We start from the raw sequence: 14431 nt of genomic DNA, 5'->3' as shown, positions 1-14431 counted from the left end.
GCTCCGCCCGCACCGGCACCGACGAGACGAGAACAGGCACGGATCTTCCGGTCAGCAGCTTTCCAGGCAACGGCCTTCCAGACCACAGCTTCCAAGGGGATAACGACAATGAAGCAGTCTCGACGCGAGTTTCTCACCCTGCTCGGTGCCGGCACCGCCGCCCTGTCCGGGCTCAGCGCCACCTCCCGTCCGGCGCGGGCGGCGGGAACCGTCACCGTGCTGAACTGGCAGGGCTACGGCACGGACGAGAAGTGGGCGCTCGAAGCCTTCCGCAAGGCGACCGGCATCGAGGTGGTCAATGACTACTTCAACGCCGAATCCGAGATGATCACCAAGCTGCGGACCAATCCGGGCGTCTACGACGTCGTGCTGATCAACAGCGCGCGCACCCAGCAGGCGATGGCGGACGACCTGCTTGACGCGGTCGATCTGGCGAAGATTCCCAACGCCGCCGGCCTGGTCCCCAAGCTGCGCGACAACGCGGCCTTCACCGTGGACGGCAAGCATTACGGCGTCGCGTGGCTGTGGGGCATGAACTCGCTCGCCATCCGCGACGGCCGGGCGCTGCCGGAGAGCTATGGCGCGCTCGCCGACCCCGCCTACAAGAACAAGGTGGCGATGTATGACGATGCCGTCACCGCGATCGCGCTGGGCGCCTTCATGACCGGCCAGGACATGAACGCGCCCAAGGACCTCAAGCCGATCGGCGACTGGCTGAAGAGCCTGAAGCCGAACATCAAGACCCTGTGGTCCAGCGAGGACCAGTGGAACAAGGGCTTCGCCGCGGGCGAGTTCGACCTCTCGGTTTACTGGTCGGGCGCCTCGGTGCGCTCGCAGCGCAACTTCAAGCTGCCCGTGACCTTCGTGGTGCCGAAGGAAGGCGCCGTGGGCTGGCTGGACACGCTGGCCATTCCCGCTTCCAGCACCAACAAGACCAATGCCGAGGCGTTCATCAACTACATGATCAGCCCCGATTTCTACCACGAATGGGCGACCAAGATCGGCGCCCCGGCCTCGGCCAATGCCCTTGCCATGGACCGGCTGCCGGCCGACGATCTCAACCGGCGCGTCCATGCGGCGCAGTATCTGGAGACCATGACGCTGATGGCGCCGCTGCCCGACGACCGGCGCGAGTCCTTCAACAATCTCTGGCAGGAAGTGAAAGCCTATTATGCCGGCTGACGCCGCCTCCCGGACCCCGCCGACCCCGGACCGCGCCCTTGGCGCGGTCCCTTCGGCCGGCCTGCGTCTGCCGAGCTGGCTCGTCACGCTGACGATGCTGCTGCCGACCTATGCGTGGCTGACCCTCGCCATCCTGCTGCCGCTCGGCGCCATGCTGAGCTTCAGCTTCATGACCGCGACGCCGCTGGGCAAGAAGGAAGTGGCGTTCACCTTCAAGCATTACCGCGCCTTCATCGACCAGCCCTATCTCATCGGCGTGGCCTGGACCTCGCTGCTCATCGGGCTGTGGACCACCTTCCTCTGCGCCGTCGTCGGCTTCTTCACGGCGCTGGCCCTGGCGCGTGCCACCGCCGGGCGGCTGCGCGAGACGCTACTGATCCTCGTCATCCTGCCCTTCTGGACGAACGGGCTGGTGCGCGTATTTTCCTGGACCATGGTGATCCGCGAGGGCGGCTTCCTCGACCTTCTGGCCCGCAGCGTGTGGCCGGATGCGCCCTCGCTCGGCTTTCTCTATTCGCTGCCCGCCATCATCCTCGGCCTCGTGCACGGCTACCTGCCCTACATGGTGCTCACCTGCTACATCGCGCTGGTGACGATCGACGATTCCATTCTGGAAGCGGCGGAAAGCCTTGGCGCGCGCAAATGGACCGTGCTGTGGCGCATCATCGTGCCGATGGCGGCGCCCGGGCTCATTTCCGGCTCGGTGCTGATCTTCGTGCCGGTCATCGGCGCCTTCATGGAACCGCGCATCCTTGGCGGCCCGCGCGGGGTGACGCTCGGCACGGTGATCGAGGAACAGTTCACCCAGGCCTTCAACTGGCCGCTGGGCGCGGCGCTGTCCTTCACCATATTGGCGCTGGTGCTCGGCATCTTCGCGACCTTCTCCGGCGTGCTGCGCCGCAGCTCGTCCTTGTGAGGCAGAGGCGCCATGAAGCTCGCCGCCCGCACCTACATCCTCGCCGTCCTCGTCTTCCTCTATCTGCCGATCGGCGTGCTGATCGCGATGGGGTTCAACGAATCGCCGCTCTACCAGCTGCCCTTCCAGTTCTCCTCCCACTGGTATGTGGAACTGATGAGCAACCGCAAGCTGATCAGCGCCAGCTGGAACAGCGTGCTCATCGCCGCCATCACCGCGGTGATCGCCACGGTGCTCGGCACGCTCGCGGCCGTGGCGCTGTCGCGCCGCCAGTTCTTCGGCAAGGAGGCGCTGCGCCTGCTGCTGCTGCCGCCGATCGCCATTCCCTGGCTGATCACCGGCACTGCGATGCTGGTGTTTTTCTACTGGACCGGCATCGGGCGTGGCTTCCACGCCATCCTGATCGGCCATGTCGCGCTCGCCATACCCTATGTGGTGCTGGTGGTCGGCACCGGCCTCACCACCATTCGCGCCGACCTTGAAGAAGCGGCGATGAGCCTTGGGGCGCCGCCGGTGAAGGCGTTCTTCCAGGTGACGCTGCCCCTGCTGGCGCCCAGCATCTTCGGCGCGGCGCTGTTCGCCTTCGCCGTGTCGCTGGATCAGTTCGTGGTGTCCTATTTCCTCGCGACGCCGGGCTCTTCCACCCTGCCGGTGGAGATCTATTCCGCCATCCGCAAGGGATTCACGCCGGAGATCAACGCCGTCTGCACAATCCTGCTCGCCGGCTCGGTATCGATCTTCCTGCTTTTCACTCTGTTCGCCAAACCGGGAGCCTCCCGTGACCGCAGTTGACGTCACCGCCATTGCCAAGTCCTACGGCAAGGTCCAGGTGCTCTCCGACATCACGACCCATTTTCCCGAAGGCTCGTTCACCAGCCTGCTCGGCCCCTCCGGCTCGGGGAAAACCACGCTGCTGCGCATCATCGCCGGCTTCGTGATCCCCGATACCGGGCGGGTGACGATCGGCGAGCGCGATGTCACACGCGTGCCGGTCTGGGCGCGCAATATCGGCATGGTGTTCCAGTCCTATGCGCTGTTCCCGCACATGAGCGTCGCCGACAACGTGGCCTTCGGGCTCGCGCAGCGCGGCGTGAAGGGCGAGCCGGCCCGCCGCGAGGTGCAGCGCGCGCTGGAGATGGTGCATCTCGGCGGCTTCGGGACGCGCAAGCCCAAGCAGCTTTCCGGCGGCCAGCAGCAGCGCGTGGCGCTGGCCCGCGCCATCGTGACCCGCCCGAGCGTGCTGCTGCTCGACGAGCCGCTCTCGGCGCTCGACCGGCGGCTGCGGCAGGAAATGCAGGTGGAGTTGCTGCGAATCCAGCGCGAGAGCGGCCTCACCACCATCTTCGTCACGCATGACCAGGAAGAGGCGCTGACGCTTTCCGACAAGGTCGCCATTCTCGATCGCGGCCGCATCGTGCAGATCGGCGCGCCGGCCGAGGTCTATGAGCGGCCGCGCACGCGCTTCGCGGCGGAGTTTCTCGGCGACACCAATTTCCTCACCGGCACGGTGGCGGAGGGGCGCGTGAGCCTGCCCAATGGGATGCGCATCGCCACTGCCTCGCCGCTGCCGACCAGTGGCGCGCCCGTCACGCTCGCGGTCCGGCCGGAGAAGATCACCGTCGCGGCGCGCGATGCCGCGCCGCAGGACGGGCTGACGAACCGGGTGGAAGGCACGATCATCGCCTCGCTCTATTCCGGCACGGCGCTTACCTATGAGGTGGACGCGGCGGGTCAGCGCTTCAAGATCTTCGCGCAGAACCGCGATGCACAGCCGCTGGCGCGCGGCGCGGCGGTGACGCTCAGCTGGTCACCGGACCACACCGTGCCGATCGAGGACGCGCCATGATGGCGGGCGACATCGTGGGCGACGTGGCGGGCGACGTGGCGGCGGCTCCGCGCCGTCCCGGTGCGCATGCCGTGCATCTGTGCATCGACATGCAGCGGCTCTTCGCGGAGCCGACACCGTGGCACACACCGGCCATGGCCGACGTGCTCCCCAACATCCTGCGCATCGCCGAGGCCAAGCCCGGACGCAGCCTGTTTGCCCGCTTCATCGTGGCCGACAGCGCGCAGACGGCGCCGGGCTGCTGGCAGCCTTATTACCTCAAATGGTCCACGCTCACCCTTGAGCAGATGGACCCGCAACTGCACGAACTGGTCGCGCCGCTGGCGGCGCATGCCGCCCCGGACCGGGTGTTCGACAAGGCCGGCTATTCCATCTTCGCGAATGCGGGCTTTGCCGACTGGCTGACGGACAATGCCATCGACACGCTGGTCTTCACCGGCGTGGAGACCGACATCTGCGTGCTGGCGAGCCTGTTCGATGCGCTCGATCGCGGTTTCCATGCCATTGTCGTGACGGATGCCGTCACCAGCTCGGCGCCCGCCTCGCATGAGGCGGTGATGACCCACCTGCTGCCGCGCATGCCGGAACAGGTGGCGCTGATGGACACGGCGACGCTGCTCGCGCTCTGGACGGACTGACCCGCGATGATCATCGTCTTCGGCTCCATCAATCTCGATCTCGTCACCGAGGTTCCCCATATCCCCGCGCCGGGCGAGACGGTGATCGGGCCCGGCTTCCGCACCATTCCCGGCGGCAAGGGGGCCAATCAGGCGGTCGCCGCCGCGCGCAGCGGTGCGCGGGTGGCGTTTGTCGGGGCGGTGGGGCGCGATGATTTCGGCACGCTTGCCTTGCGCTCGCTGGCCGGGAGCGGCGTGGACCTCGCCGGCGTGGCGCGGGTGGACACGCCCACCGGCGTCGCCTTCATCAGCGTCGATGCGCAGGGCGAGAACGCTATCGTCGTGGCGGCCGGCGCGAATTACGCGGTGGACGCCAGCCGGCTCGCCGCCCTCGCCGCTCCCCCCGGCAGCGTGCTGCTGCTGCAGCGCGAGATCCGCGACGAGGCGCTGTTCGCGGCCGTGCATCTGGCCGGGCAGCGCGGCTGGCGGACGATGCTCAACGCAGCGCCATCCGGTCGCGTGCCGGACGACATCCTGCGCCGGATCGATACGCTGATCGTCAACGAGCATGAAGCGCAGCATGTCGCCCGCGAGGCCGGCCTCACCGCCGCCGATGCGCACGGCGCCGCGCAGGAACTTCACCGCAGCTATGGCCTCACCGTGGTGGTGACGGTGGGTGCCGACGGCGTGGTAGCCTTCCGCGATGGCGTCATCCATCGCCAGCCCGCGCCTCGCGTCGAGGCCATCGACACGACGGCGGCCGGGGATTCGTTCGTCGGCAGCTTCGCCGCCGCCATGGACGAAGGCCGCCCGTTCGCGGAAGCGCTGCGGCGCGGCGTCGTGGCGGGCTCGCTGGCCTGCACCCGGGCCGGCGCGCAGGACAGCATTCCCGATCGCGCGGCGATCGATGCTTGGGTGGACCGCGCCTGACATCAGCCCGGCCGGGCGGCGCGCGGCGCACTGCGGCGCGCAAGAATTCCCAAGTCAAGAATGGTTCTAATTCAGTAGATTGGACCGATACTAAAAGACGGTACTTCAGCTTACCTTGATAATTGGTGCATGATAATGATCCACGCACGCCTTCGTGATGTGGAGAGTGGGCCGGTTCATGCAACCAGACCTGTCGCTTGTTTTTTCGAGCCATAGCCGCGAGCTGCGGACCTATCTGCAACGCCGGCTCGGCGACGGACATACAGCCAGCGACCTTATGCAGGACACCTTCCTGAACGTGCTGGAGCGGCCGGAAACCTGCATCCAGGACATTCGCGCCTATCTCTACGCGATCGCCCGCAATCTCCTCGTCAACCACCACAAACAGGAGCGCCGGCGGCGCACGCAGACGCTGGCCCCGGAAGCCTTCGCCCAGATGGTGGATGATCGCCCCTCGCCGGAGGAGATCGTCGATTCCCGCCTTCAGCTGGAGCGCCTGCACGGGCTGGTTCGCGAAATGCCCGTGCGCACGCAGGAGATCTTCGTGCTCAGCCGCATCGAGGGATTGACCCAGATCGAGGTGGCCCGGCGCCTCGGGATATCCGAGAGCTCGGTGCAGAAGCATCTGGCCGTTGCCATCGCGCACATGACCCGCCGCCTGCGAGGGCGATGAGCGCGCGCGGGGCAAACGAGATTGCCGTCATTTTCGACGCGGCCCCGGTTGGAATGTCCTATAGCGGCAGGGGCATGAATTGGGGACGTCGATGGGCGGGCATCGATTTGCGGAAGTTGAACGGTGAGCTGGGTCGACGGGCAACCGGATGAAATCGGCCTGCGCGCCGCCGAATGGGTGGCGCGGCTCGAAGGCGCGTCGCTGAGCGAGGCCGAGACACGCGCGCTGCGCGACTGGCTCGCCGCGGATCCCGAGCACCGCGCCGCCTTCGAGGAGGCGGGATCGACCTGGCGTGAACTCTCGCTGCTGCGGCATGACCCCGGCCCCCTGCGGGACCTGCTGCCCGACTGGCGCCGCAGCCGTGCCAGACGCCGCAGGGCCGGCATCCGCATCGCCCTGGTGCTGGCCGTGCTGGCCGCCGCCGGCGCTGCCCGTTTCCATTTTGGCGATCCCTGGCTGCTGGCGGCGGCCGACTACCGGACCGCACCGGGCGAATTGCGCCGCGTGACGCTATCCGATGGCAGCGAGGTGGAGCTTGGCCCCGCCAGCGCCCTCGCCCTCGACTTCACCGACAAGGAGCGCCGCGTACGGCTGCTCGCCGGGGAAATCTTCTTCGCAGCCGCGCCACGAGCGGGGATGGAGACGCGCCCCTTCGTGGTCGAGGCGGCCGGGGGAACCGCCACGGCGCTTGGCACGCAATTCGTCATCGAGCAGGCGGGCGAAGGTGCCGACGTGCTGGCGGTCGAGCACGATGTCGAAGTCGCGCTGAAGGACCGCGCCACGGGCAATGGCGTCGTGCTCTCGCCGGGGCAGGAAGTGCGCTACGCCGCCGGGCGGGGCATCGGCGAGGTCCGCACGCGCGACATCGAGACGGCGACGGCCTGGCGGCGTGGCATGCTCGTGTTCAGCGACACCCCGCTGCGCCATGTGGTGGAGACGCTGAACCGCTATCGCCGTGGCCGCATCGTTATTCTCGATGACGACCTGGCCCGGCGTCGGGTCAGCGGCGTTTTCGCCACGAATGACCTCGGCGACGCGATCGAGACGATCACCGCCGAGCTGGGGATCGGCGAAAGGTCTATTTATCCTTTTATCACAGTACTTTATTAGATTTTCGCGGAAAGCGTCAGAATCTTTTACGGCTTTCCCCCGCTCGATTGTCTTCCCTACTGCAAGCCGGTGCCAAGGCCGGACGATGCGTGTGTCGCGCCATCTGGCAGGAAGGAAGAAGACCCCATGACGCGTTCGGCTCCTTTGCGGCAGCGGCGGCATTTTCGTGGGTACGTGGCGCATCGCGCCCTCACCCTCGGGGCGCTGGCCGCTGGCTTCGGCCTGACGGCTCCGTCCGCCCCCGCGCAGGCGCAGGCCACGGCCAGCGTGACGCCGGCGCGCATTTCCTTCAGCATTCCCGCGCAGGACCTGAACGACGCCCTGCTCTCGTTCGCGCAGAAGGCCGGCGTGCGCGTGTTCTTCGACACGGGAAAGTTTGGCGGCCGCCGCTCCAGCCCGGTGGTGGGCACGCTCAGCGCGCCGGAAGCGCTGGACATGCTGCTGCGCGGCACCGGTCTGAGCTATCGCTTCACCGCGCCGAACCGCGTTACCGTGGTCGATCCCGCCATCCGCACCGGCGCGGGAAGCGCCGACCCGGATGCCATCGAACTGGAAACCATCGCCGTCGAAGGCCAGGGCACGGTCGGCTATGTCGCCTCGACCAGCACCGTCGGCACCAAGACCGACACGCCCCTTATCGAAATCCCGCAGTCGATTTCCGTCGTCACGCGTGAGGAGCTTAACGACCGCAATGTGCAGACGCTGACCGACGCCGTGGCCTACACGCCGGGCGTGCGGACCCAGCAGAGCGGCTACGATCCGCGTTTCGACGCGTTCTCCATTCGCGGCTTCGACGTGACCTATAACGGCATCTACCGCGACGGCCTGCGCCTGCCGGGCGCCAACATGTCGATCTTCAAGGTCGAGCCCTATGGCGTGGAGAGCGTGACCGTTCTGCGCGGCCCGAGTTCCGCCCTGTACGGGCTCGGCTCGCCCGGCGGCCTCGTCGACATCACCTCCAAGCGGCCGACCGAGGAAGCCTTCGGCGAGGTCGAACTGCAGGGCGGCACCTATGACTGGTGGCAGGGCCAGTTCGACATTGGCGGCCCAGCGGACAAGGACGGCACGTGGCTCTACCGCCTGACCGGCGTGCTGCGCGATGCCGGCTCGCCGAACGTCTATAATGGCGGCACCAACGACATGAACTTCATCGCCCCGGCGCTGACCTGGAAGCCGAGCAACGACACCCGCATCACCTTCCTCGGCGAGTACCAGAAGTCGGAAACACCGGCCTCCCTGCCCTATTTCGGCTGGACCGGCAGCGGAACCGAAACCTTCTCGAAGAATTTCGGCGACTACAACGCGCAAAACCAGGAGCAGTACCGCGTCGGCTATCTCGCGGAGCACGACATCAACGAGGTCTTCACCGTCCGGCAGAACCTGCGCTATGGCAGCGCCAACACCTCGGTGCGCTATGCCGGCACGAGCGCCGTGGACGCGGCGACCAATATCGCCAGCCGCTACACCGGCTTCGTGCATGATTATCTCGACTCCTTCGTCGTCGACAATCAGCTGGAGGCGAATTTCGCGACCGGTGGAATCGATCACAAGCTACTGATCGGGCTCGATTATTCCTATCTCGCGCTGGATGGCGGCATCGGTTATGGCACGGCGTCCGACTATGACCTGAACGCGGGCCAGCCGCTCGGGCCCACCTATGATCCCGAGCTCAACGCCTCGCGCTACCGGCAGCGGCAGAACCAGACCGGCCTCTATGTACAGGAACAGGCGACCTTCGATCGTCTCATCCTCACCCTGAGTGGCCGGCAGGACTGGGTCGACACCAAGAGCGACGACCTGCTCGACAACAGTTCCGAGACTATCGACGACAGCGAGTTCACCGGGCGCGCCGGGCTGACCTATCGCTTCGACAACGGCCTCGCGCCCTATGTGAGCTATGCGACCTCGTTCGCGCCCAATCTCGGTGTGGACATGGCCGGCACGGCCTTTACGCCGACCACCGCGAAGCAGATCGAGGCGGGCGTGAAATACCAGCCGGTCGGGTTCGATGGCTACATCACCGCTGCGGTGTTCCAGATCGACCAGAATAACGGCCTGGTGACGGACGATACGAACCCGCTCTATCAGGTGCAGACCGGCGAGGTCCGCGCGCGCGGCTTCGAGCTGGAGGCGGTGGCCAATCTCGGCGCGGGGCTGAAGGTGCGCGGCGCCTACAGCTATCTCGACATGGTCAATGTCTCGGGCGCCGCGGAGACGATCGGCCTGGTGCCGTCGGGCACGCCGGAGAACACGTTCGCGTTCTGGGCCGACTACCAGTTCCAGCCCGGCTCAAAGCTGGTGGGCCTCGGCGTCGGTGCCGGCGTGCGCTATGTCGGCGCCACCTGGGGCGACTCGCTCAATACGTTCCAGAACAGCGCCTACACCCTCGTGGATGCCAAGATCAGCTACGATTTCAGCCATCTCGACCCCAAGCTCAAGGGGTGGAGCCTGCAGGTAAACGCGCAGAACCTGCTCGACGAGGAATATGTCACCTGCGATGCCGGCTATTGCTATCTCGGGGCACCGCGCACCGTTCTCGCCGGCCTGAAGTATCGCTGGTGAGCGTATTGTCCATGCCCTCCCGCCGGGCCGTGATGCTCGGCGGGCTTTCCTCCGCCGCCTTGCCCTTTCCCAATGCCTGGGGCGCCACCGCGCGGCAAGGAGCGGTGGAACTGCGGATTGTCTCGATGGATTTCGGCCTTGCCGAGACCCTGATCGAGATGGGGCTGCCCCCGGTCGCGCTGCCCGATCCCGCCAGTTGGACGCAATGGGTGGTGGAGCCGGCGCTGCCGCCCGGCATCGTCAATCTCGGCACCGACCGGGAGCCCAATCTGGAAATTCTCGCCGCGCTGAAGCCGGACCTCATCGTGACGACGCCCTATCTCGACGCCATCGCGCCTCTGCTGGCACGCTTTGCCCCGACGAAGACCTTCTCGGTCTATGCGCCGCCGGTCGGCCATGCTTTTGACCGCAGCGTGGTGGCCACGAACCAACTCGCCGCCGCACTCGGCCGGGAGGATGCCGGCGAGGCACTGATCGCGCGGACGCAAGCCTGCATGGATGAGGCGCGCCGGCATCTAGCCGCGGCAGGCCTCGCGGGACGGCCGGTGCTGGCGGTCAACTTCCTCGACGCTCGCCACGTCCGCGTCTACGGCGCGTGGAGCCTGTTCGGCGATGTCCTGGAGCGTGTGGGGCTGGTCAATGGCTGGACCCAGCCGAGCAACTACTGGGGCTTCAGCACCGTGGGCATCGAGGCGCTGGCGGCAAGCCCGGCCAGCCGCCTGGTCTATCTCGAGCCCATCGCGGCCGACACGCTGGGCCGTCTGGCCGCGAGCCCGCTCTGGCGCAGCCTTCCCTTCGTGAAGGCCGGGCGGGTCATCCGCCTGCCCGCCGTCCTCATGTTCGGAATGCTTCCCTCCGCCATGCGCTTCGCCCGGCAATTGACGCTCCACCTCGCCGGAGAGCGGAATGATGGCTGATACGCCATGGGCGCGACGGCGCGCGCGGGCGCCGTCGCGCCTCGGAGCGGCCGCGCTGGTGCTGGGATTTGCCGCCATCGGCCTCGCCGGCACGGTGGCGAATCTCGCCATGCTGCTACCCGGCGGGGGATGGTGGGCGGCGATCGTCCGGCCGGACGCCGGCCTTCCCGACCAGCTGCTCGCCGCCTACAGCTTCGCCCCACGCCTCGTGGTGAGCCTGCTGGCGGGCGCAGCGCTTGGCCTTGCCGGTGCCATCCTGCAGCAGGTGCTGCGCAATCCCATCGCCTCGCCGACGACGCTGGGCATTGAATCCGGCGCTAATCTCGCGCTCTCGGCCGCGCTCATCTGGATGCCGGGCCTGCTCGGCTTCGGGCGGGAATGGGTGACGCTGACCGGTGGTCTTCTCACCATCGCCGTTGTGTTCCTGCTGTCGCGCCGCAGCGGCTTCGCGCCGCTGGTGGTGATCCTCGCCGGCATGGTGGCGGGGCTGTATTGCGCTTCGCTCGCCGCGCTGCTGGCGCTGTTCGAGAGCCATTATCTGGCTGGCCTGTTCCTGTGGGGCGCCGGCTCGCTCAGCCTGCAAGGCTGGGAGGAACCTCTGTTCCTCGCGCCGCGTCTGGGCCTTGCCGGGCTCGCGGCGATCCTGCTGCTGCGGCCGCTGGCGCTGCTGGGGATGGAGGACGCGCAGACGCGCAGTCTCGGGCTCTCCGTCGGCATGGTCCGGCTCGCCGCGCTGCTGGTGGCGGTCGCGTTGACCGCGTTCGTCGTCGCGAGCGTGGGCTGCATCGGCTTCATCGGCCTTGCCGCGCCGGCGCTGGCACGGATCGCGGGCGCGCGCCGGATCGGTCCATGGATGCTCGCCTCCGCCGCGACCGGCGCCGCGCTGCTCTGGGCGACCGACCAGATGGTGCAGGTCGCCGCCGTCATCTCTGCGCAGATGATACCGACCGGCGCCGTCACCGCGCTGTTCGGCGCGCCGCTGCTGCTCTGGATCATCCCGCGCCTTCGCCTTCCCCCGGCCGCCGCCGGCAGCCTCTCCGTCCAGCTTGGACAGAGTGTGGGACGGCCGGGGCGACGCCTGCTGCTGCTGGGCGGTCTGCTTCTCCTCGCGCTTACGCTATCGAGCCTCATCGGGCCGACAGCCACCGGGTGGAGCCTGGCTTTGCCGGGCGATCCCTCATCTGCCTGGGCGCTGCGGCTGCCGCGCGCGCTGGCGGCGCTGGCGGGCGGCACGCTGCTCGCGGTGGCGGGCTGCGTATTGCAGCGCCTGACCCGCAATCCCATGGCGAGCCCGGAAGTGATGGGCGTGAGCGCGGGCGCGGCCGGCGGACTCACCGTCGCGATCTTCCTGATCGCCGAGACCAGTCGTCTGGAGCAGATGCTGGCCGCCTCGCTCGGGGCCTTTCTGGCTCTGATCGTGCTACTGCTGGCCGCTCGCGTATCGAAGGCCAATCCGGAGCGGATCATCCTGGCGGGCATCGCCATCGGCGCGCTGCTCGACGCGCTGGTCAGCGTGCTGATGGCCAGCGGCGATCCCCGCGCCATCCTGCTGTTCAACTGGATGACCGGCTCGACCTACGGCGTCGACGCCTCGACGGCCGGCGCGAGCCTCCTCGCCGCGCTCGTCCTGCTGGCGCTGCTGCCGCTGGTGCGGCGATGGCTCGGCATGCTGCCTCTGGGCGAGGACACGGCGCGCGCGCTCGGCGTGCCGCTCGGCGCGGGCCGGCTGCTGCTGCTAATGATCGCGGCGGTCGCCACGGCGCTGGCGACTCTGCTGGTCGGGCCTCTGTCCTTCGTCGGCCTCGTGGCCCCGCATGCCGCCCGGCTCCTCGGCCTGCGCCGGCCCCTGAGCGAACTCTACGGGGCCGCCCTGATCGGCGCGTTCATCCTGGTGACGGCCGATTTCCTCGGCCGCACCATCGCCTTTCCCTGGCAGATGCCGGCCGGGCTCGTCGCCTCGATGATCGGCGCTCCCGCCTTCCTCTGGCTCCTTTCGCGAAAGCAGGACCTCGCATGATCGCCGCCCCCATCCCCGACACGGAAGTCTTCGAGATCGCTGCGCCCGCGGGCGGCGAAACCTCCGGCGACAAGCCCTGGCGCATCTACCTCTACCGGCCGCCGGACGAGGCGCCGGAGGCGGGATGGCCGGTGCTGTATTATCTCGACGCCAACGCCGTCGCCGGCACCGCTGCCGACATCATGCGCGTTCAGGCGACCTATCCGCTCGGCACCGGCATCGCGTGGGGCGTGATGGTGGGCATCGGCTATCCCGTCGAGGGTGCCTATGACAGCGTGCGCCGCTCCTGGGACATGGGGCCGCCGCCTGGCCAGTCCTATCCGCCCCACACCCCGGATGGGCCGGAGGTTCGTACCGGCGGCGCGGACGGGTTCCTCGCCTTTATCGAGGACGTTCTCAAGCCGGAAATCGCCCGCCGCGTTCCGGTCGATCCGGCGCGACAATCCATTCTCGGCCATTCCTTCGGCGGTCTGTTCGTGCTGCACGCGCTGTTCCGCCGCCCTACCGCCTTTGCCCGGTGGATCGCCGCCAGCCCGGCCATCTGGTGGGAGGGCGCGGGCATTGTCGATAGCGCCAAGGCTTTCCTTGCCGAGGGCATCGCGAGCGAGGGTCGGGTGCTGCTCCTTGCCGGCGAATATGAACAGAAGCTCGCGCCGTTCCAGGTCGGTGCCGCCGACGCGCCGACGCGGCGCGCCAGTTTCGAGGAGAGCCGGATCGTGGACAATACGCGCGAGATGGCCGAGCGCCTCGCGCAGGCACCGGGCCTCACGGCGGAATTCGCCCTTATCCCCGGCGAGACGCATATGTCGGTGCTTCCGGCGACACTCAATCTGGCGATACGCTTCGCCTTCGGCCGGGATCGCGCATGAGTGCCCCGCCCTCGCCCGCGCTGTTCGAACTCGTCGACGCCCAGATGCGCATCGGCGCCCGCACCCTGCTGCATCCACTCAGTCTCACGGTACCGGCGGGGCGCGTTGTCGGGCTGATCGGGCATAATGGCTCGGGCAAATCGACGCTGCTGAAGCTGCTCGCCCGGCAGCACGCAGCCACGGGCGGAGAGATCCGCTTCGAAGGGCGGCCGCTCTGGGAATGGGGTACGCGGGCCTTCGCCCGCCGTGTCGCCTATCTCCCGCAATCATCGCCCGCGACGGGCAGCATGAGCGGGCGGGAGTTGGTAGCCCTCGGCCGCTATCCCTGGCACGGCGCGCTCGGCCGGTTCACCGCAGTGGACCGACAGAAGGTGGAGGAGGCGATCGCGCTGACCGACACCGGCGCCTTCGCCGACCGGCTGGTCGACACGCTGTCCGGCGGCGAACGCCAGCGTGTGTGGATTGCCATGCTGGTGGCGCAGGACGCGGGTTGCCTGCTGCTGGACGAGCCGACTTCCGCGCTGGACATCGCGCACCAGATCGAGACGCTCACGCTGATCCGCAGCCTGTGCCGGGAGCGCGGCACGGGCGTGATCGTGGTCCTGCACGATGTGAACATGGCCGCGCGGTTCTGCGACGACATCATCGCGCTGCATGGCGGCCGGCTGATCGCGCGCGGCACGCCGCAGGAGATCGTGGCGCCCGATACGCTCGCGCGCATCTACGGCATCGCCATGGATGTGATGCGCCAGGATGGCGGAGGGTACGTCGCGATGCCCCGCATCTGAACGG

Annotated in this window: 13 protein-coding genes; all 13 read left to right on the top strand. The window is 68.0% G+C overall.

Annotated elements, in window-relative coordinates:
• The first annotated feature begins 108 nt into the window (after positions 1–108).
• The 13 genes from FHS55_RS09325 to FHS55_RS09265 all read left to right on the top strand — a co-directional run bounded on the left by FHS55_RS09325 (position 109) and on the right by FHS55_RS09265 (position 14427).
• Positions 109–1182: an ABC transporter substrate-binding protein gene (locus FHS55_RS09325; RefSeq protein WP_183189450.1), complete on the top strand. Its 1074-nt coding sequence runs from the start codon at positions 109–111 to the stop codon at positions 1180–1182.
• Positions 1183–1276: 94 nt separating this feature from the next.
• Entirely contained in the window at positions 1277–2098 is an 822-nt protein-coding gene (locus tag FHS55_RS09320; protein ID WP_183189800.1) for an ABC transporter permease, read from the top strand.
• Between the two features lie 12 nt (positions 2099–2110).
• Complete coding sequence (locus tag FHS55_RS09315) at positions 2111–2890, top strand: ABC transporter permease (protein ID WP_183189449.1); 780 nt, start codon at positions 2111–2113, stop codon at positions 2888–2890.
• On the top strand, positions 2877–3944 hold the full coding sequence (locus FHS55_RS09310; RefSeq protein ID WP_183189448.1) for an ATP-binding cassette domain-containing protein: 1068 nt from the start codon (positions 2877–2879) through the stop codon (positions 3942–3944). Before FHS55_RS09315 ends, FHS55_RS09310 begins: the two co-directional genes overlap by 14 nt.
• Positions 3941–4582, top strand: a complete 642-nt coding sequence (locus FHS55_RS09305) for a cysteine hydrolase family protein (protein ID WP_246340007.1) — start codon at positions 3941–3943, stop codon at positions 4580–4582. The genes FHS55_RS09310 and FHS55_RS09305 overlap by 4 nt, the downstream gene beginning before the upstream one ends.
• A 6-nt stretch (positions 4583–4588) precedes the next feature.
• Entirely contained in the window at positions 4589–5491 is a 903-nt protein-coding gene (locus tag FHS55_RS09300; protein ID WP_183189447.1) for a ribokinase, read from the top strand.
• 178 nt (positions 5492–5669) lie between these two features.
• On the top strand, positions 5670–6164 hold the full coding sequence (locus tag FHS55_RS09295; protein ID WP_183189446.1) for an RNA polymerase sigma factor: 495 nt from the start codon (positions 5670–5672) through the stop codon (positions 6162–6164).
• 123 nt (positions 6165–6287) lie between these two features.
• Positions 6288–7274, top strand: coding sequence for a FecR domain-containing protein (locus tag FHS55_RS09290; protein WP_183189445.1), 987 nt, complete (start codon positions 6288–6290; stop codon positions 7272–7274).
• A 126-nt stretch (positions 7275–7400) separates the two neighbouring features.
• Positions 7401–9836 (top strand): TonB-dependent siderophore receptor, encoded by a 2436-nt coding sequence (locus FHS55_RS09285; RefSeq protein ID WP_183189444.1) that lies wholly within the window; start codon positions 7401–7403, stop codon positions 9834–9836.
• Entirely contained in the window at positions 9833–10753 is a 921-nt protein-coding gene (locus FHS55_RS09280; protein ID WP_343056090.1) for an iron-siderophore ABC transporter substrate-binding protein, read from the top strand. Before FHS55_RS09285 ends, FHS55_RS09280 begins: the two co-directional genes overlap by 4 nt.
• Positions 10743–12770: a Fe(3+)-hydroxamate ABC transporter permease FhuB gene (gene fhuB, locus FHS55_RS09275; RefSeq protein WP_246340005.1), complete on the top strand. Its 2028-nt coding sequence runs from the start codon at positions 10743–10745 to the stop codon at positions 12768–12770. The genes FHS55_RS09280 and fhuB overlap by 11 nt, the downstream gene beginning before the upstream one ends.
• On the top strand, positions 12767–13639 hold the full coding sequence (locus FHS55_RS09270) for an alpha/beta hydrolase (RefSeq protein WP_183189443.1): 873 nt from the start codon (positions 12767–12769) through the stop codon (positions 13637–13639). The genes fhuB and FHS55_RS09270 overlap by 4 nt, the downstream gene beginning before the upstream one ends.
• Entirely contained in the window at positions 13636–14427 is a 792-nt protein-coding gene (locus FHS55_RS09265; RefSeq protein WP_183189442.1) for an ATP-binding cassette domain-containing protein, read from the top strand. Before FHS55_RS09270 ends, FHS55_RS09265 begins: the two co-directional genes overlap by 4 nt.
• Positions 14428–14431 lie beyond the last annotated feature (4 nt).

The sequence above is a fragment of the Ancylobacter tetraedralis genome (assembly GCF_014195655.1).
Taxonomy (GTDB): Bacteria; Pseudomonadota; Alphaproteobacteria; order Rhizobiales; family Xanthobacteraceae; genus Ancylobacter; species Ancylobacter tetraedralis.
Note: the sequence above shows the minus strand (reverse complement) of the source record. Positions and strands in the feature narration are given on the sequence as shown.

What these genes read in the sequence shown, in the direction of transcription:
- FHS55_RS09325 (WP_183189450.1), top strand. Translation starts at nt 109, where the DNA reads ATGAAGCAGTCTCGACGCGAGTTTCTCACCCTGCTCGGTGCCGGCACC.
- FHS55_RS09320 (WP_183189800.1), top strand. Translation starts at nt 1,277, where the DNA reads ATGCTGCTGCCGACCTATGCGTGGCTGACCCTCGCCATCCTGCTGCCG.
- FHS55_RS09315 (WP_183189449.1), top strand. Translation starts at nt 2,111, where the DNA reads ATGAAGCTCGCCGCCCGCACCTACATCCTCGCCGTCCTCGTCTTCCTC.
- FHS55_RS09305 (WP_246340007.1), top strand. Translation starts at nt 3,941, where the DNA reads ATGATGGCGGGCGACATCGTGGGCGACGTGGCGGGCGACGTGGCGGCG.
- FHS55_RS09300 (WP_183189447.1), top strand. Translation starts at nt 4,589, where the DNA reads ATGATCATCGTCTTCGGCTCCATCAATCTCGATCTCGTCACCGAGGTT.
- FHS55_RS09295 (WP_183189446.1), top strand. Translation starts at nt 5,670, where the DNA reads ATGCAACCAGACCTGTCGCTTGTTTTTTCGAGCCATAGCCGCGAGCTG.
- FHS55_RS09285 (WP_183189444.1), top strand. Translation starts at nt 7,401, where the DNA reads ATGACGCGTTCGGCTCCTTTGCGGCAGCGGCGGCATTTTCGTGGGTAC.
- fhuB (WP_246340005.1), top strand. Translation starts at nt 10,743, where the DNA reads ATGATGGCTGATACGCCATGGGCGCGACGGCGCGCGCGGGCGCCGTCG.
- FHS55_RS09270 (WP_183189443.1), top strand. Translation starts at nt 12,767, where the DNA reads ATGATCGCCGCCCCCATCCCCGACACGGAAGTCTTCGAGATCGCTGCG.
- FHS55_RS09265 (WP_183189442.1), top strand. Translation starts at nt 13,636, where the DNA reads ATGAGTGCCCCGCCCTCGCCCGCGCTGTTCGAACTCGTCGACGCCCAG.